The following is a 17,258-nucleotide window of genomic DNA, read 5'->3' as shown; positions in this document are numbered from 1 at the left end:
GGGCCGACCCGGGGCGGACCGGCTCGGAGGGAGCGGCGGAATGACGGTGCCGGGACGCAGGAGCAGCACGTTCTCACGTCTGCTGCGGCACGGATTCACCGACCCGTCCGGGGCCGAGCGGCTCCTGGACGCGCCCGAGCTGTCGGCGCTGCGCGGCGACTCCGTCCTCCTCGAAGCCCTCGGCGCGACCGCCGATCCCGACCTCGCGCTGGCCGGGCTCGTCCGCCTGGCCGAGGCGCAGCCCGAGGCCGAGCGGCAGACCTTCACGGCCACCCTGCTCGCCGCCAAGCCGTTCCGGGACCGGCTCCTCGGGGTGCTCGGCGCCTCCGAGGCGCTCGCCGACCACCTGGCCCGGCACCCGCGCGACTGGGAGTCCCTCGTCACGTACGAGGCCGCCGACCTGCACCCGGGGGTGGCCGAGTTCGAGCGGGGCCTCGCCGACGCCGTGGACGCGGTCTCGCTGCGGGTCGCCTACCGCCGGTGCCTGCTGGCCATCGCGGCCCGTGACGTGTGCGGCACCATCGACGTCGCCGGGGCCGCCGCGGAACTCGCCGACCTGGCGACGGCGACGCTGCGCGCGGCCCTCGCCATCGCCCGGACGGCCGCGCCGGCGGACGCGTCCCTGTGCCGGCTCGCCGTGATCGCGATGGGCAAGTGCGGCGGACACGAGCTCAACTACGTCTCGGACGTCGACGTGATCTTCGTGGCGGAGCCCGCGGAGGGTGCCGACGAGCCCCAGGCGATGCAGGCCGCCACCCGGCTCGCCTCGCACCTCATGCGGATCTGCTCGGAGACCACCGTCGAGGGCACGATCTGGCCCGTCGACGCCAACCTGCGGCCCGAGGGCCGCAACGGGCCCCTCGTCCGCACGCTCTCCTCCCACCTGGCGTACTACCAGCGCTGGGCCAAGACCTGGGAGTTCCAGGCCCTGCTCAAGGCCCGCGCGGTGGCCGGCGACCCGGAGCTCGGCGCCCAGTACATCGACGCCGTCTCCCCGCTCGTCTGGCAGGCCGCCGAGCGGGAGAACTTCGTCCCCGACGTGCAGAAGATGCGCCGCCGGGTCGTCGACAACATCCCCGCCGCCCAGATCGACCGCGAGCTCAAGCTCGGCCCCGGCGGCCTCCGCGACGTCGAGTTCGCCGTCCAGCTCCTCCAGCTGGTGCACGGCCGCAGCGACGCCGGACTGCACAGCGGCACCACCCTCGACGCGCTCGCCGCCCTCGCCGCCGGCGGCTACGTCGGCCGGGCCGACGCCGCGCAGCTCGACGAGGCCTACCGCTTCCTGCGGGCCATGGAGCACCGCATCCAGCTGTACCGGCTCCGCCGCACCCACCTGGTCCCCGAGGAGGAGGCCGACCTGCGCCGCCTCGGCCGCTCGCTCGGCCTGCGCACCGACCCGGTCGCCGATCTGAACAAGGAGTGGAAGCGGCACGCCGCCGTCGTCCGCCGACTGCACGAGAAGCTCTTCTACCGGCCGCTGCTCGACGCCTTCGCCCAGCTCGCCCCGGGCGAGATCCGGCTCAGCACGAAGGCCGCGGGACAGCGCCTCGAAGCACTGGGGTACGAGGACCCGTCCGCCGCACTGCGCCACCTGGAGGCGCTGGCCGCCGGGGTGAGCCGCAAGGCCGCGATCCAGCGGACGCTGCTCCCGGTCCTGCTCGGCTGGTTCGCGGACTCCGCCGACCCGGACGCCGGTCTGCTCGGCTTCCGCAAGGTGTCCGACGCCCTCGGCAAGACGCCCTGGTACCTGCGGCTGCTCCGCGACGAGGGCGCCGCCGCCGAGAACCTCGCCCGGGTCCTCTCCGCCGGACGCCTCGCCCCCGACCTGCTGCTGCGCGCCCCCGAGGCGGTCGCGCTGCTCGGCGACCCGGAGGGCCTCCGGCCGCGCGGCCGGGACCACCTGGAGCAGGAGGTCCTGGCGGCGGTGGGCCGGGCGTCCGACGCCGAGCAGGCCGTCGCGGCGGCCCGCGGGGTGCGCCGCAGGGAGCTGTTCCGGACCGCGGCGGCCGACCTGATCGGCTCGTACGGCACCGAGGACAGCCCCCGCGAGCCCGACCCGGGCGCGCTGGTCGACCGGGTGGGGGAGGCCGTCACCGACCTGAACGCGGCGACGATCGCGGGCGCCCTGCGGGCCGCCGTCCGCGCCGAGTGGGGCGACGAACTGCCCACCCGGTTCGCCGTCATCGGCATGGGCCGCTTCGGCGGCCACGAGCTGGGGTACGGCTCCGACGCCGACGTCCTCTTCGTGCACGAGCCGCGCGAGGGCGTCGACGAGCAGGAGGCTGCGCGGGCCGCGAACCGGGTGGTGGCCGAGATGCGGAGACTGCTCCAGCTGCCCACCGCCGACCCGCCGCTGCTCATCGACGCCGACCTCAGGCCGGAGGGCAAGAGCGGGCCCCTGGTCCGCACCCTGAAGTCGTACGCCGCCTACTACCACCGCTGGTCCCTCGTCTGGGAGAGCCAGGCGCTGCTGCGCGCCGAACCCATCGCGGGCGACCGGGAGCTGGGGGAGCGGTTCGTCGAGCTCGTCGATCCGCTGCGCTATCCGGCCGAGGGGCTCGGCGAGGACGCCGTCCGCGAGATCCGCCGCCTCAAGGCCCGCATGGAGTCCGAGCGGCTGCCGCGCGGGGCGGATCCGACGCTCCACGCGAAGCTGGGTCGCGGCGGTCTCAGCGACGTCGAGTGGACGGTCCAGCTGCTCCAGATGCGGCACGGCTGGGTGGAGCCGGGGCTGCGGACGACCCGGACCCGCGAGGCGCTGCGGGCGGCGCACGCGGCCGGGCTCATCCCGACGGAGGAGGCGCAGACCCTGGACGAGGCGTGGGTCCTCGCGACCCGGGTCCGCAACGCGGTGATGCTGGTCCGCGGCCGGCCCGGCGACACCTTCCCCTCGGACCCGCGCGAACTCGCCGCGGTGGGGCGGTACCTGGGGTACGAGTCCGGTCACGTCGGCGAGATGGTCGACGACTACCGGCGGATCACCCGCCGGGCCAGGGCGGTCGTCGAGGAGCTGTTCTACGGGGCGTAGCTACGCGCGCTCCGGCATGCCGCGGAGGTGCGCCAGGTAGCCGGCCAGGGCGAGTTCGAAGGCGGTGTCGGTGCGGCCGCCCTCGGGGAAGGCGGCGAGCGCCCGCGCGAGGCGTGGTGTCGCCGTGTCGTCGGCCAGCTCCCACATCGCCTCCGGGGCCGCCATGTCGAGGGCGGAGCCCAGGACCAGGTTCTCCAGGGCGATGATCACCGGCATCACGTCCGGGAGGGCGAAGCCCGCGTCGAGGAGGAGGGCGACCGCCTTCTCGTACTGCTCCAGGACCCGCGGGGCGCGCACCGGCGAGGTGGTGAGCAGCGGGATCGCCCTGGGGTGCGCGGCGAAGGCGGCCCGGTAGGACCGCGCCCAGGCGGCGACGGCCGCGTCCCAGGGGCGTCCGTCGAGCGTTCCGCCGTCGATGCCCTCGCAGACCCGCTCGCGCAGCAGCTCCACGATGCCGTCCCGGCCGTCCACATGGTGGTACACCGAGGCCGTCTGCACGCCGAGCCGCCGGGCGATCTGCGGGACGCTGAAGTCGCCCTGTTCGTCGACGAGTTCGAGTGCGGTGGTGGTGATGCGCACCCGGTCGAGCAGGGGCTTGTGCGGCCGGCCCATGGACGTACTCCAGCTGTTCAGGTCTTCCCGAATCGTCGGGTACGAGGCTACATTGCGCCAACCGAAAGCCTTTAGGTTTACGAGAAGGGCTTCTCCCGCATGTCCTCCCGCCTGCCCGCCGGCGAGTCCCCCGGCACCTCCTCCGGCACCTCCGACAAGCCACCCGGCCTGCGCCCCGGCACCCTCGGCACCGCCGACATCTCCTTCTTCGTCGTCTCCGCCGCCGCCCCGCTCACGGTGATGGCCGGCGTCGCCCCCATCGCCCTCGTCCTCGGCGGCATCGGCGCCCCGGCCGGCTACCTCCTCGCCGGCATCACCCTGGCGATCTTCGCCGTCGGCTTCACCACCATGAGCCGCCACGTCCGCAGCGGCGGCGCCTTCTACGCGTACATCGCCCAGGGCCTCGGCACCCCCCTCGGCATCGCCGCCGCCCTCGTCGCCATGGTCGGCTACAACGGCATGGAGATCGGCGTCTACGGACTCCTCGGCTCCGCCACCTCCGACACCGCCGGCGCCCTGTGGGGCGCGGACCTGCCCTGGCTCCCCGTCGCCCTCGCCGGCCTGGTGGTCATCTGGTACGGCGGCTACCGCTCGATCGACTTCGGTGCCAAGGTCCTCGGCGTCCTCCTCGTCGCCGAGACCGGCATCCTCCTTCTCCTCGCGGGCGGCGTGCTCCTGGAGGGCGGCGCCGACGGGCTCTCCCTCGCCTCCTTCGCCCCCGGCAACGTCCTCGTCCCCGGCACCGCGGCCGTCCTGGCCTTCGCCTTCTCGGCGTTCACCGGCTTCGAGTCCACCGTGATCTACCGCCGCGAGGCCCGCGACCCCGCCCGCACCATCCCCCGCGCCACCTACATCGCGGTCGGCTTCCTCGGGCTCTTCTACGCCTTCGTCGTCTGGACCGTGATCCAGGCCTTCGGCGACGACCGGGTCGTCGCGGCCGCCGCCGGAGACCCCGGCGGACTCTTCTTCGCCGCCATCACCACCTACGTCGGCCCCTGGGCCGCCGACCTGATGCACGTGTTCATCGTGACCAGCATCCTCGCCTCGCTGCTCGCCTTCCACAACGCCATCAACCGCTACGCCCTCGCCCTCGCCGAGGAGGGCGTCCTGCCCGCCGCCCTCGGCCGGATCCACTCCCGCCACCGTTCCCCGTACGTCGCGGGCCTCGCCCAGACCGCGCTCGGTGCGGTCGTCGTCCTCGGCTTCGCGGCCGCCGGCGCCGACCCGTACACCCAGCTGCTGCTCTGGGTGAACACCCCGGGCATGCTCGGGCTGATGGCCCTGATGCTGCTCGCCGCCCTCGCCGTCGTCCGCTACTTCCGGCGCGTCCCGCACCAGGAGGGCGCCCTGCGCACCCTCGTCGCGCCCGGCACCGCGGCCGTCCTCCTCGCCGTGGCGATCTGGCTGGTCGCCTCCAAGGTCGCGCTCTTCACCGGCGCCTCCCCGACGGTCAACACGGTCCTCGTCGCCGTCGTCCCCGCCGTCCTCGTCCTCGGCCTCCTGCTCGCCCTCCGGCTTCGCCGCACCCGCCCCGAGGTCTACGCCCGCTTCGCAGCCGAACCCCCCGCCGCACCCCACCCCCCGCAGCCGTCCCCCGCCCCGCACGCCGAAGGAGCCGACCCCTCGTGTCCGCAGCCCCCGACCTCCTCCTCGTCGACGCCCGCGTCCGTACCCCCGAGCCGAGCGGCCACACGACCGTCGCCGTCCGCGACGGACTGATCACCGCCCTCGGCGACGACGCCGACGCCCGCGCCTGGCGCGGACCCGGCACCGAGGTCGTCGACCTCGCGGGCGCCACCCTCACCCCCGGCCTCACCGACGCCCACAGCCACCCCGTCTGGGGCCTGGAGATGTTCACCGGCACCGACCTGTCCGGCGTCACCGACCTCGAAGGACTGCGGGCCGCCCTCCGCGGCGCCGAGCGCCGCGACGGCTGGATCATCGGCTTCGGCCTCGACCACAACGTCTTCGGCGGCCGCCCCGTCCACCGCGACCTGATCGAGGACGTCCTCGGCGGCGCCCCCGCGTACCTCCGCCTCTACGACGGGCACTCGGTCCTGGTCAGCGAGGCCGCCCTCAGGGCCGCCGGCATCGACGGGCCCCGCGCCTTCGCCCAGCTCTCCGAGATCGTCTGCGACGCCGACGGCCGCCCCACCGGCCACCTGGTCGAGCACGCCGCCATGGACCTGCTGACCCCGGTCCTGCCGGCCCAGCCGTACGCCGAGCGCCGCGACCGGCTCGTCGGACTGCTCCACGAGATGGCCGCCACCGGACTCGCCTCCGCCCACGTCATGGACCTCGGCGGAACCGACGTCCCCGGGCTGCTCACCGCCCTGGAGGAGGACGGCGACCTCCCCCTGCGCCTCCGGCTCGCCCCCTGGTGCATGCCGGGCGTCACGGCGGAGGAGCTGGACGGGCTCGTACGGCTCCAGGGGCGGGCCGGACGCCTCTGGGCGGTCGGCGGCGTGAAGTTCTTCATGGACGGCACCGTCGAGGGCGGGACCGCCTGGCTGGAGCACGCCGACTGCCACGGCCGGGGCACCGACGCCTTCTGGCCGGACCCCGCCGCGTACTCCGCCGCCGTACGCCGCCTCCACCGGGCCGGGGTCGGCACCGCCACCCACGCCATCGGCGACGCGGCCGTCCGGCACGTCCTCGACACCGTGGAAGCCCTGGGCGCCGGAGGGCCCCGGCACCGGATCGAGCACATCGAGACGGTCCCCGACGACCAGCTGGGACGGTTCGCCGCGCTCGGCGTCGTCGCCTCGATGCAGCCCCCGCACACCGCCTACACCCGCGCCGACCACACCGACGAGTGGTCCAGGCGGCTCGGCGGGGAACGGGCCGCGCGTGCCTGGCGCTGCCGTGACCTGCGGGAGGCCGGAGCGCACCTCGCCCTCGGCTCCGACTGGCCGATCGCGCACCACGACGCCCGGCAGGTCCTCGCCACCGCCCGCGCCCCGCGCGGCGCGGCCTCGGCCCGGCACGGGCTGACGGGCCTGATGGCCCTGGAGGGCATGACCTCCCACGCGGCGTTCGCGGCGGGGGAGGAGCGGATCGCGGGCCGGATCGCCCCGGGCTACCGGGCCGACCTCACGGCCTTCGCGGTGGATCCGGTGGAGGCCGCGGCGGACGAGCTCGCGGACGCCCCGGTCCGCCTCACCGTCGCCGGCGGCCGGATCACCCACCGCGGCTGAGCGGACACCCGGCCCGGCGTCAGCCGCCGGATCCGGGCGCGCGCTCCGCGCCGGTCACCTGCCGGAGCTGAGCGTGCGCTCCGTGCCGGCCTTCTCGGCCGGGTCGGCCGCACCCGCGCGGCCGGTCTCCCCCTCCGGGGGCGGGCCGCCGCGCGCCACCGCGCCGGACATCGGCTCGACCAGCTTGGGCAGGCGGTGCGGACGGGAGCCGTACCAGAAGTAGGACACGGCGAAGCCGAAGGCGAGGCAGATCATGCCGCCGACCGCGTCCAGCCAGAAGTGGTTGGCGGTGGCGACGATGACCACGAGGGTCGCCACCGGGTAGAGCAGGCCCAGGATCCGCGCCCACGGGGCCTTGGCCAGGAGGAAGATCGTCAGCCCGCACCAGAGGGACCAGCCGATGTGCATCGACGGCATCGCCGCGTACTGGTTGGAGACGTGCTTGAGGTTGCCCGAGGCCATCGAGCCCCAGGTGTGGTGGACGAGGACCGTGTCGACGAAGTCCTGCCCGTTCATCAGCCGGGGCGGAGCGAGCGGGTACAGGTAGTAACCGACCAGGGCCACCCCGGTGGTCGCGAACAGGACCGTGCGGAACGCCGCGTAACGGCCCGGGTGCCATCGGTACAGCCACACGAGCACACCGATGGTCACGACGAAGTGCAGCGTCGCGTAGTAGTAGTTCATCGACACGATCAGCCATGTCACCGAGTTCACGGCGTGGTTGACGGCGTGCTCGAAGGCCAGGCCGAGGGACTCCTCCGCCTGCCAGATCCAGTCGGCGTTCCTGAGCGCCTGGGCCTTCTGCTCGGGCACCGCGTTGCGGATGAGCGAGTACGTCCAGTAGCTCACCGCGATGAGCAGGATCTCGAACCAGATCGTGGGGCGCCGGGGCGCGCGCGCACGGAGGCGCGCGAACCTGCCGTCTGCCACGGTGGGTGACGACGGGGTCGTCCGGTTGTCCAAACTCTTCACGGTCGTTTCACCCATAGGGAGAGAGTCTGCCAGATCCCTTCCCCCCGACCGATCATCCCTCCGACGGGTTCGGGGCGCACCCGGTCCCCCTCAGGAACGAGGCCGCGGGGAGGGTGCCTCAGGGGCCGGGAACGGGTACGGGGGCAGGGCGGATCGCAGGAGCGGGCGGGGCCGGTACGGGTGCCGTCGGGGTCGCGCGCGCGGTCAGGTGCGGACGGCGGGCGGTGCCGAGGCCGTCGACCCGCGGACGACCAGCTCGGGCATGAAGACGAACTCGGAGTGCGGCGCGGGGGTGCCTCCGACCTCCTCCAGGAGCGCGCGGACCGCCGCCTGCCCCATCGCCTGCACGGGCTGCCGGATGGTGGTCAGCGGCGGATCGGTGAACGCTATGAGGGGAGAGTCGTCGAAGCCGACGACGGAGACGTCCCGCGGGACGTCGAGACCCTGCTGCCGGGCGGCCCGGATCGCGCCGAGCGCCATCATGTCGCTCGCGCAGACCACCGCCGTGCAGCCGCGGGAGATCAGGGCCCCGGCCGCGGCCTGACCCCCCTCCAGCGTGTACAGCGAATGCTGGATCAGCGCCTCGGACTCCTCGGGGCCCAGGCCGAGCCGCTCGGCCATGCCCTGCTGGAAGCCCTCTATCTTGCGGAGCACCGGCACGAACCGCTTCGGGCCGACGGCGAGCCCGATGCGGGTGTGGCCCAGCGCCGCCAGGTGCGTCACCGCGAGCCGCATCGCGGCCCGGTCGTCGGGGGAGACGAAGGGCGCCTGCACCTTGGGGGAGAAGCCGTTGAGCAGGACGTAGGGGACGCCCTTGCCGCGCAGCTGGTCGTAGCGCGTCATGTCGGCGGTCGTGTCCGCGTGCAGCCCGGAGACGAAGATGATGCCGGCCACGCCCCGCTCCACCAGCATGTCGGTGAGCTCGTCCTCGGTGGACCCGCCGGGGGTCTGCGTGGCGAGCACCGGGGTGTACCCCTGCCGGGTCAGGGCCTGCCCGATGACCTGCGCGAGCGCGGGGAAGATCGGGTTGTCCAGCTCGGGGGTGATGAGGCCGACGAGGCCCGCGCTGCGCTGCCGCAGCCGCACGGGCCGCTCGTAGCCGAGCACGTCGAGCGCGGCAAGGACGGACTCGCGGGTGGCCCCGGCCACACCGGGCTTGCCGTTGAGCACGCGGCTGACTGTGGCCTCACTGACCCCCGCCTGGGCTGCGATGTCGGAGAGCCGCGCGGTCATGAGGATGGACTGTACCGGTCACGGGGCGTATTGCCCACCGCACGGCTGGGATGCGCGTGATGCAAGCCACTCCGCAAGGTCTTGCAGCTCTTGCGGGGCGCGAGGAGTGCGCCCGGGGCGTGCGCGCCGCCCCCTACGGCGCGCGGGAGGCGTGCGGCGACTGCTGTCAAGCGATGCGACGGCAACCTTAGGGACACGCGGATGTAACGATCCCCGGTCCTTGCAGAAAGTTCCCGCAAGCTCTTTCGGCTCGTTTTCATCCCTGTTACGTTCCTGGCAACCCGGAGCGCCGCGAGGGAGCGGTCGCAATGAGGAAGGTTCCAGCCCCTCGTCCCCCCGGGATCAGTTGAAGGAGTTCACATGCGGCGTGGCATAGCGGCCACCGCGCTGGTCGCGGCACTGGGCGTGACCCTGGCGGCGTGCGGGAGTGACAGCGGTTCGGGTGACAGCGGCGCGAAGGGCTCGGGCGAGCTCTCCGGCACCGTCACCTGGTGGGACACCTCGACGGTCGGCTCCGAGGACAAGGTCTTCAAGAAGGTCGCCGAGGACTTCAAGAAGAAGCACCCGAAGGTCACCGTCAAGTACGTGAACGTGCCGTTCGGTGAGGCGCAGAACAAGTTCAAGAACGCCGCGCAGTCCGGCTCCGGCGCCCCCGACGTCATCCGCTCCGAGGTCGCCTGGACCCCCGAGTTCGCCGACCTCGGCTACCTGGCCCCGCTGGACGGCACCGCCGCCCTCAAGAACCAGGACGACTTCCTGGAGCAGGCCGCCGCCTCCACGAAGTACAACGGCAAGACCTACGCCGTTCCCCAGGTCATCGACTCCATGGGCATCTTCTACAACAAGAAGATCTTCAAGGAGGCCGGCGTCGAGGTCCCCAAGACCATCGACGAGCTCAAGACCGTCTCCGCCAAGATCAAGAAGAAGACCGGCAACCCCGGCCTCTACCTGCGCGGCGACGACGCCTACTGGTTCCTCTCCTTCCTGTACGGCGAGGGCGGCGACCTCGTCGACGCCGAGAAGAAGCAGGTCACCGTCGACAACGCCGCCGGTGTGAAGGGCTTCAAGGTCGTCAAGGACCTCGTGGACTCCGGTGCCGCCAAGACCGACGCCACCGACGGCTGGAACAACATGCAGACCGCCTTCAAGGAAGGCAAGGTCGCCATGATGATCAACGGCCCGTGGGCCGTCGCCGACACCTACGCCGGCAAGGAGTTCACCGACAAGGCGAACCTGGGCATCGCCCCGGTCCCCGCCGGCTCGGCCGGCCAGGGCGCCCCGCAGGGCGGCCACAACCTCGCCGTCTACGCGGGCTCCAAGAACCTCGACGCCTCCTACGCCTTCGCCGAGTACATGACCTCGGTCGAGACCCAGGCCACGGTCGCGAAGGAGCTCAGCCTGCTCCCGACCCGCCAGTCCGTCTACATCAAGCCGGACGTCGCCACCAACGAGATGATCGGCTTCTTCAAGCCGGTCGTCGACAAGGCCGTCGAGCGCCCCTGGATCCCGGAGACCGGCAGCCTCTTCGCGCCCCTCGTCACCGAGTACACCAAGGTCCTCACCGGCCAGACCACCCCGGACGCGGGAGCCAAGGCGACGGGCGACGCCTACCGCAAGCTCCTGAAGGACTGGAAGTAACAGGAAGGCAGGCCGGCTGATGGCTGTGGACACCCCCAGCCAGTCGGTGGTGAAGGCCGCGGGCGACAGCGTCGCCCGCGGCCGGAGCCGCGGAACTGGCAAGCGCGGGAGCGGCGGCAAGCGCTCCCTCGCCACCCACTGGTACGCCTGGGCGATGATCGCCCCGGTGACGATCGTGATCGCGGTGATCATCGGCTATCCGCTGGTCCGCGGCATCTATCTGTCGCTGACCGACGCCAACGAGCGGAACGTCGCACGGTCGATCGGCGTCAACGAGATCCCGGCCACCTACGAGTTCGTCGGCCTGGACAACTACGCCGACGCGCTCACCGGCGGCCAGTTCCTCTCCACCCTGGGCTGGACGCTGCTGTGGACGGTCGCCTGCGTCTCCGTCACCTTCGCGCTCGGCCTCACCCTCGCCAACGTCCTCAACCGCAGGATCGCCGGCCGCTCCTTCTACCGGCTGCTGCTGATCCTGCCCTGGGCCGTGCCCGGCTTCGTCTCCGTCTTCGCCTGGCGCTTCCTCTACAACCAGGACAACGGCCTCCTCAACAAGATCCTCGCGGGCGGCGGCATCGACGCCGTCCCGTGGCTGAACGACCCCACCTGGGCGAAGTTCTCCGTCATCCTCGTCAACGTCTGGCTCGGCGTGCCGTTCATGATGGTCGCCCTCCTCGGCGGGCTCCAGTCCATCCCCGGCGAGCTGTACGAGGCGGCCGAGATGGACGGCGCCAACGCCTGGCAGCGCTTCCGGCACATCACCATGCCCGGCCTGAGCTCGGTGTCGACGACGGTGGTCCTGCTCTCCACCATCTGGACCTTCAACATGTTCCCGGTGATCTTCCTGCTCACCCGGGGCGGACCCGGCGAGGCCACCCAGATCCTCGTCACCCAGGCCTACAAGTTCTCCTTCGAGGTCAGCCCGCGCGACTTCGCCCAGTCCTCCACCTGGGGCGTGCTCATCCTCGTCCTCCTGATGCTCTTCGCCGCGGTCTACCGGCGAGTCCTCCGCAAGCAGGGAGAAGTCTGGTGACGACCACGACCCCCACCCCCCGGGCCGCCGTCAACGAGCCGATCCGCGGCCGCCGTTCCCCGCTGGCCTCGGTCGCCCTGCACGTCACCCTGATCACGGCGTCCGTGATCGCCGTCTTCCCCGTGCTGTGGGTCCTGCTGACCTCGCTCAAGCCGGCGAAGTACGCGATCACCACGGACTTCTTCAAGGAGACGACGCTCGAGAACTACACGAACCTGCTGAACGACACCCCGTTCCTCACCTGGTTCGGCAACTCGCTGCTCGTCGCCGGCCTCACCACGGTCATCGGCGTCTTCATCTCCGCCACCACGGGCTACGCCGTCAGCCGCTTCCGGTTCCCCGGCAAGCGCGGCCTGATGTGGACGCTGCTCATCACCCAGATGTTCCCGGTCGCCGTCCTGATCGTGCCGATCTACAACATCATGGCGTCGATGGGCCTGCTCAACCAGCCCGTCGGCCTGGTCATCACCTACCTGACCATCGCCGTCCCGTTCTGCGCGTGGATGATGAAGGGCTTCTTCGACACCATCCCGCGCGAGATCGACGAGTCCGGCTACGTCGACGGGCTCACCCCCTTCGGCACCTTCTGGCGGCTCATCCTGCCGCTCGCCAAGCCGGGCATCGCGGTCACCGCGTTCTACTCGTTCATCACCGCCTGGGGCGAGGTCGCCTACGCCTCGGCCTTCATGGTCGGCGACGAGAACCTCACGCTCGCCGGCGGACTGCAGAAGTTCGTCAACCAGTACGGCGCCCAGTGGGGCCCGATGGCGGCGGCCTCCGTCCTCATCGCCATCCCCGCGGCCCTGGTGTTCCTCTTCGCCCAGCGGCACCTCGTCACCGGCATGTCCGCCGGTGCCGTCAAGGGCTGACGGCCCTGAGCCCGCGCCCCGTACGCACCTCTGAACGCACCTCCTTACCTCCCAGGGAAGACATGACCCAGCATCTCGCCACCCCGGCCGACGCCCCGACCACCGGCACGCACACGGGCTGGTGGAGAGACGCGGTGATCTACCAGGTCTACCCGCGCAGCTTCGCCGACGGCAACGGCGACGGCATGGGCGACCTGGAGGGCGTCCGCAGCCGGCTGCCGTACCTCAAGGAGCTCGGCGTCGACGCCGTCTGGCTCTCCCCGTTCTACGCCTCGCCGCAGGCCGACGCCGGCTACGACGTCGCCGACTACCGGGCCATCGACCCCATGTTCGGCTCGCTCCTCGACGCCGACGCCGTGATCCGCGACGCCCACGCGCTGGGCCTGCGCATCATCGTCGACCTGGTCCCCAACCACTCCTCCGACCAGCACGAGTGGTTCCAGCGCGCCCTGCGCGAGGGCCCCGGCTCGGTCCTGCGCGAGCGCTACCACTTCCGCCCCGGCAAGGGCGAGAACGGCGAACTCCCGCCCAACGACTGGGAGTCCATCTTCGGCGGGCCCGCCTGGACCCGCACGGAGAACCCGGACGGCACCCCCGGCGACTGGTACCTCCACCTCTTCGCCCCGGAGCAGCCCGACTTCAACTGGGAGCACCCGGCCGTCCGCGACGAGTTCCGCTCCATCCTGCGCTTCTGGCTCGACATGGGCGTCGACGGCTTCCGCGTCGACGTCGCCCACGGCCTCGTCAAGGCCGAGGGCCTGCCCGACCTCGGCGCCCACGACCAGCTGAAGCTGCTCGGCAACGACGTCATGCCCTTCTTCGACCAGGACGGCGTCCACGAGATCTACCGCTCCTGGCGGAAGGTCCTCTCCGAGTATGACGGGGAGCGCGTCCTCGTCGCCGAGGCCTGGACCCCGACCGTCGACCGCACCGCGAACTACGTGCGCCCCGACGAGATGCACCAGGCCTTCAACTTCCAGTACCTGGGCACCCACTGGGACGCCGCCGAACTCCGCCGCGTCATCGACGACTCCCTCCAGGCGATGCGCCCGGTCGGCGCGCCCACCACCTGGGTGCTCTCCAACCACGACGTCACCCGGCACGCCACCCGCTTCGCCAACCCGGCCGGCCTCGGCACCCAGCTCCGCGAGCCCGGCGACCGGGAGCTCGGCCTGCGCCGGGCCCGCGCCGCGACCCTGCTGATGCTGGCACTGCCCGGATCGGCGTACGTCTACCAGGGCGAGGAGCTCGGCCTGCCCGACGTCACCGACCTGCCCGACGAGGTCCGCCAGGACCCGTCGTTCTGGCGGGCCTCCGGCCAGGACGGCTTCCGCGACGGCTGCCGGGTGCCCATCCCGTGGACCGTCGGGGGCGGCTCGTACGGCTTCGGCGCCGGCGGCTCGTGGCTGCCGCAGCCCGCCGGCTGGGGCGGTCTGAGCGTCGAGGCGCAGACCGGCGACCCCGGCTCCACCCTGGAGCTGTACCGCAGCGCCCTCGCCGTCCGGCGGGCGCAGCCCGGACTCGGTGCGGGCGAGGCCGTCGAGTGGCTGGAGGCACCCGAGGGTGTGCTCTCCTTCCGCCGCGACGGCTTCGCCTGCATCGCCAACACCACCGGCCGGGCCATCTCCGTCCCGCTGCCCGGCCGGTTCCTTCTCTCCAACGAGGAGATCGAGACCGTCACCGTCGACGGCGAGGACACCGCGGTCCTGCCCGCCGACACGACCGCCTGGTGGGCGGTGTGACGATCCCCCTGCCGCGGGGCGCCGGGAACGGCGCCCCGCGGCTCGCGGACATCGCGGCCCAGTCAGGGGTCAGCGAGGCCACCGTCAGCCGCGTCCTCAACGGCAAGGCGGGGGTGGCCGGCGCGACCCGGCACAAGGTGCTCGCGGCCCTCGACGTGCTCGGCTACGAGCGGCCCGTCCGGCTCAAACGCCGCAGCGCGGGCCTCGTCGGACTCGTCGTGCCCGAGCTGACCAACCCGATCTTCCCGGCGTTCGCGCAGGTCGTCGAGCAGGTCCTGGCCGGGCACGGCTACACCCCGGTGCTCTGCACCCAGATGCCCGGCGGCGCCACCGAGGACGAGCTCGTCGAGCAGCTCGTGGAGCGCGGGGTGGCCGGCATCGTCTTCCTCTCCGGGCTGCACGCGGACGCCTCCGCCGACCCGGCGCGCTACGCCCGGCTGTCCGCCCGCGGTGTGCCGTACGTCCTCATCAACGGCTACAACGAGCACATCGACGCCAACTTCGTCTCCCCGGACGACCGGGCCGCCGCCCGGATGGCCGTCCGGCACCTGGTCGAGCTCGGACACGAGCGCATCGGCCTCGCCATCGGTCCCACCCGCTACGTGCCCTCGCGCCGCAAGGCGGAGGGCTTCACCGCCGAGCTGTACGAGCTCCTCGGCGTCGAACGCGCGGACGCGGAGCGGTTCATCAGACCCACGCTCTTCGGCGTCGAGGGCGGGCACGCGGCCGCCGACATCCTGCTCCGCGAGGGCTGCACCGGCATCGTGTGCGGCTCCGACCTGATGGCGCTCGGCGTGATCCGCGCCGTCCGCGCCCGGGGCCTCGACGTGCCCGGGGACGTCTCCGTCGTCGGCTTCGACGACTCCCCGCTGATCGCCTTCACCAGCCCCCCGCTGTCCACCGTGCGCCAGCCCGTCCAGGCCATGGCGACGGCGGCCGTCGGCGCGCTCCTGGAGGAGATCGAGGGGAATCCGGTGCAGCGCACCGAGTTCGTCTTCCAGCCGGAGCTGGTGGTCCGCGGCTCCACGGCCCAGCCGCCGGTCCCCGCCGGAGTTGCGCAAGTCCTTTCGTAACAACTTGCGTTGGGGTGTCCGGAGGGTTGACCGGGCGTCGGGGCACTCGTACGGTCACGGCTGAAAACAGTTGCTGAACCTTTCGGCAACTTCTTGCGACAGTGAAGTCAGCAGGAGGAATCATGGCCAGCAGAACCGTGGCCGCTGCACTCGCCCTCGTGGCGGGAGCCGCCGCTGTGGCCGTCACGGGAAACGCCCCGGCCCAGGCCGCCCCGCCCGGCGAGAAGGACGTCACCGCGGTGATGTTCGAGTGGAACTTCGCCTCGGTCGCCCGGGAGTGCACCGACCGCCTCGGCCCCGCCGGATACGGATACGTCCAGGTCTCCCCGCCCCAGGAACACCTCCAGGGCGGCCAGTGGTGGACGTCGTACCAGCCCGTCAGCTACAAGATCGCCGGACGTCTCGGCGACCGCACCGCCTTCAAGAACATGATCGACACCTGCCACGCGGCCGGCGTCAAGGTCGTCGCCGACTCCGTCATCAACCACATGGCGAACGGCTCGGGTACGGGAACGGGCGGGACCCCGTTCTCCAAGTACGACTACCCGGGCCTGTACTCCGGCTCCGACATGGACGACTGCCGCGCGACGATCTCCGACTACCAGGACCGGGGCAACGTCCAGAACTGCGAACTGGTCCAGCTCCCCGACCTCGACACCGGCGAGGACCACGTCCGCGGGAAGATAGCCGGCTACCTCAACGACCTGCTCTCCCTCGGCGTCGACGGCTTCCGCGTCGACGCCGCCAAGCACATGCCGGCCGCCGACCTCGCCGACATCAAGTCGCGGCTCACCGACCCCGGCGTGTACTGGAAGCTGGAGGCCATCCACGGCGCCGGCGAGGCCGTCTCCCCGAGCGAGTACCTCGGCAGCGGAGACGTCCAGGAGTTCCGCTACGCCCGCGACCTCAAGCGCGTCCTGAACAACGAGAAGCTCGCCTACCTCAAGAACTTCGGCGAAGCCTGGGGCTACATGGCCTCCGGCCGGTCCGGCGTCTTCGTCGACAACCACGACACCGAGCGCGGCGGCGACACCCTCTCCTACAAGGACGGCGCGAAGTACACCCTCGCCTCCGTCTTCATGCTCGCCTGGCCCTACGGCGCCCCGGACGTCCACTCCGGCTACGAGTGGACCGACAAGGACGCCGGACCGCCCAACGGCGGCCAGGTGAACGCCTGCTACAGCGACGGCTGGAAGTGCCAGCACGCCTGGCGCGAGATCTCCTCCATGGTCGCCTTCCGCAACACCGCGCGCGGCCAGTCCGTCACCGGCTGGTGGGACAACGGCGGCAACGCGATCGCGTTCGGCCGCGGCAGCAAGGCGTACGTCGCCATCAACCACGAGACCTCGGCGCTCACCCGCACCTTCCAGACCTCGCTGCCCGCCGGCACCTACTGCGACGTCCAGTCGAACACCCCCGTCACGGTGAACGGGTCCGGCCAGTTCACCGCCACCCTCGGTGCCGACACCGCCCTGGCCCTGCACGTGAACGCGACGAACTGCGGCTCCGGCCCGACCACGCCGCCGACGACCCCGCCCGCCACCTCGGGCGCGGCCTTCAACGTCACCGCCACCACCGTGCCCGGCCAGGACATCTACGTCACCGGCAACCGCGCCGAACTCGGCAACTGGTCCCCGGCCGCCGCCCTGAAGCTCGACCCGGCGACGTACCCCGTCTGGAAGCGCACGGTCGCGCTGCCCGCCGGAACGGCTTTCGAGTACAAGTACCTCCGCAAGGACGCCGCAGGGAACGTCACCTGGGAGTCCGGCGCCAACCGCACCGCGACCGTCCCCGCCTCCGGCCAGATCGCCGTGAACGACACCTTCCGCAGCTGACCTCCCCACTCTCCAGGGCCGCCCCA

Annotated in this window: 12 protein-coding genes; 9 read left to right on the top strand and 3 right to left on the bottom strand. The window is 72.2% G+C overall.

The features are described 5' to 3' along the window. Positions 1-40 precede the first annotated feature (40 nt). Positions 41-3,028, top strand: coding sequence for a bifunctional [glutamine synthetase] adenylyltransferase/[glutamine synthetase]-adenylyl-L-tyrosine phosphorylase (locus ACF09E_RS04945; protein ID WP_392203915.1), 2,988 nt, complete (start codon positions 41-43; stop codon positions 3,026-3,028). On the opposite strand, the gene ACF09E_RS04940 is transcribed toward ACF09E_RS04945, so the two are convergent. Continuing rightward, entirely contained in the window at positions 3,029-3,640 is a 612-nt protein-coding gene (locus ACF09E_RS04940) for a TetR/AcrR family transcriptional regulator (RefSeq protein ID WP_392203914.1), read from the bottom strand. A 99-nt stretch (positions 3,641-3,739) separates the two neighbouring features. Between ACF09E_RS04940 and ACF09E_RS04935 the strand changes: the two genes are divergently transcribed. Both ACF09E_RS04935 and ACF09E_RS04930 read left to right on the top strand, forming a co-directional pair. Next, a complete protein-coding gene (locus ACF09E_RS04935; protein ID WP_392203913.1) occupies positions 3,740-5,359 on the top strand; it encodes an APC family permease in 1,620 nt (539 codons plus the stop codon). Next, positions 5,266-6,837: an amidohydrolase gene (locus ACF09E_RS04930; RefSeq protein WP_392203912.1), complete on the top strand. Its 1,572-nt coding sequence runs from the start codon at positions 5,266-5,268 to the stop codon at positions 6,835-6,837. The genes ACF09E_RS04935 and ACF09E_RS04930 overlap by 94 nt, the downstream gene beginning before the upstream one ends. Positions 6,838-6,891: 54 nt before the next feature. Here the strand turns inward: ACF09E_RS04930 and ACF09E_RS04925 are convergent, their stop codons facing one another. Then, positions 6,892-7,824 (bottom strand): phosphatase PAP2 family protein, encoded by a 933-nt coding sequence (locus tag ACF09E_RS04925; protein ID WP_392203911.1) that lies wholly within the window; start codon positions 7,822-7,824, stop codon positions 6,892-6,894. 189 nt (positions 7,825-8,013) lie between these two features. Next, positions 8,014-9,042, bottom strand: a complete 1,029-nt coding sequence (locus tag ACF09E_RS04920; protein ID WP_392203910.1) for a LacI family DNA-binding transcriptional regulator — start codon at positions 9,040-9,042, stop codon at positions 8,014-8,016. A 360-nt stretch (positions 9,043-9,402) separates the two neighbouring features. On the opposite strand from ACF09E_RS04920, the gene ACF09E_RS04915 reads away from it, so the two are divergent. The 6 genes from ACF09E_RS04915 to ACF09E_RS04890 all read left to right on the top strand — a co-directional run bounded on the left by ACF09E_RS04915 (position 9,403) and on the right by ACF09E_RS04890 (position 17,232). Beyond that, positions 9,403-10,680 (top strand): extracellular solute-binding protein, encoded by a 1,278-nt coding sequence (locus ACF09E_RS04915; RefSeq protein WP_392203909.1) that lies wholly within the window; start codon positions 9,403-9,405, stop codon positions 10,678-10,680. A gap of 19 nt (positions 10,681-10,699) precedes the next feature. After that, positions 10,700-11,713 carry a carbohydrate ABC transporter permease gene (locus ACF09E_RS04910; RefSeq protein ID WP_383439012.1) on the top strand — a complete coding sequence of 338 codons (1,014 nt, stop codon included), beginning with the start codon at positions 10,700-10,702 and terminating at the stop codon, positions 11,711-11,713. Continuing rightward, on the top strand, positions 11,707-12,582 hold the full coding sequence (locus ACF09E_RS04905; protein ID WP_388799724.1) for a sugar ABC transporter permease: 876 nt from the start codon (positions 11,707-11,709) through the stop codon (positions 12,580-12,582). The genes ACF09E_RS04910 and ACF09E_RS04905 overlap by 7 nt, the downstream gene beginning before the upstream one ends. A 62-nt stretch (positions 12,583-12,644) precedes the next feature. Continuing rightward, positions 12,645-14,324 carry a glycoside hydrolase family 13 protein gene (locus ACF09E_RS04900; RefSeq protein ID WP_392203908.1) on the top strand — a complete coding sequence of 560 codons (1,680 nt, stop codon included), beginning with the start codon at positions 12,645-12,647 and terminating at the stop codon, positions 14,322-14,324. After that, positions 14,312-15,397: a LacI family DNA-binding transcriptional regulator gene (locus ACF09E_RS04895; protein WP_392203907.1), complete on the top strand. Its 1,086-nt coding sequence runs from the start codon at positions 14,312-14,314 to the stop codon at positions 15,395-15,397. Before ACF09E_RS04900 ends, ACF09E_RS04895 begins: the two co-directional genes overlap by 13 nt. Positions 15,398-15,519: 122 nt before the next feature. Further along, on the top strand, positions 15,520-17,232 hold the full coding sequence (locus ACF09E_RS04890; RefSeq protein ID WP_392203906.1) for a carbohydrate-binding module family 20 domain-containing protein: 1,713 nt from the start codon (positions 15,520-15,522) through the stop codon (positions 17,230-17,232). Positions 17,233-17,258: the final 26 nt, after the last annotated feature.

It is taken from the genome of Streptomyces sp. NPDC014891, from assembly GCF_043081085.1.
Lineage (GTDB): Bacteria > Actinomycetota > Actinomycetes > Streptomycetales > Streptomycetaceae > Streptomyces.
Note: the sequence above shows the minus strand (reverse complement) of the source record. Positions and strands in the feature narration are given on the sequence as shown.

What these genes read in the sequence shown, in the direction of transcription:
- ACF09E_RS04900 (WP_392203908.1), top strand. Translation starts at nt 12,645, where the DNA reads ATGACCCAGCATCTCGCCACCCCGGCCGACGCCCCGACCACCGGCACG.
- ACF09E_RS04935 (WP_392203913.1), top strand. Translation starts at nt 3,740, where the DNA reads ATGTCCTCCCGCCTGCCCGCCGGCGAGTCCCCCGGCACCTCCTCCGGC.
- ACF09E_RS04920 (WP_392203910.1), bottom strand. Translation starts at nt 9,042, where the DNA reads ATGACCGCGCGGCTCTCCGACATCGCAGCCCAGGCGGGGGTCAGTGAG.
- ACF09E_RS04915 (WP_392203909.1), top strand. Translation starts at nt 9,403, where the DNA reads ATGCGGCGTGGCATAGCGGCCACCGCGCTGGTCGCGGCACTGGGCGTG.
- ACF09E_RS04945 (WP_392203915.1), top strand. Translation starts at nt 41, where the DNA reads ATGACGGTGCCGGGACGCAGGAGCAGCACGTTCTCACGTCTGCTGCGG.
- ACF09E_RS04925 (WP_392203911.1), bottom strand. Translation starts at nt 7,824, where the DNA reads ATGGGTGAAACGACCGTGAAGAGTTTGGACAACCGGACGACCCCGTCG.
- ACF09E_RS04890 (WP_392203906.1), top strand. Translation starts at nt 15,520, where the DNA reads ATGGCCAGCAGAACCGTGGCCGCTGCACTCGCCCTCGTGGCGGGAGCC.
- ACF09E_RS04910 (WP_383439012.1), top strand. Translation starts at nt 10,700, where the DNA reads ATGGCTGTGGACACCCCCAGCCAGTCGGTGGTGAAGGCCGCGGGCGAC.
- ACF09E_RS04940 (WP_392203914.1), bottom strand. Translation starts at nt 3,640, where the DNA reads ATGGGCCGGCCGCACAAGCCCCTGCTCGACCGGGTGCGCATCACCACC.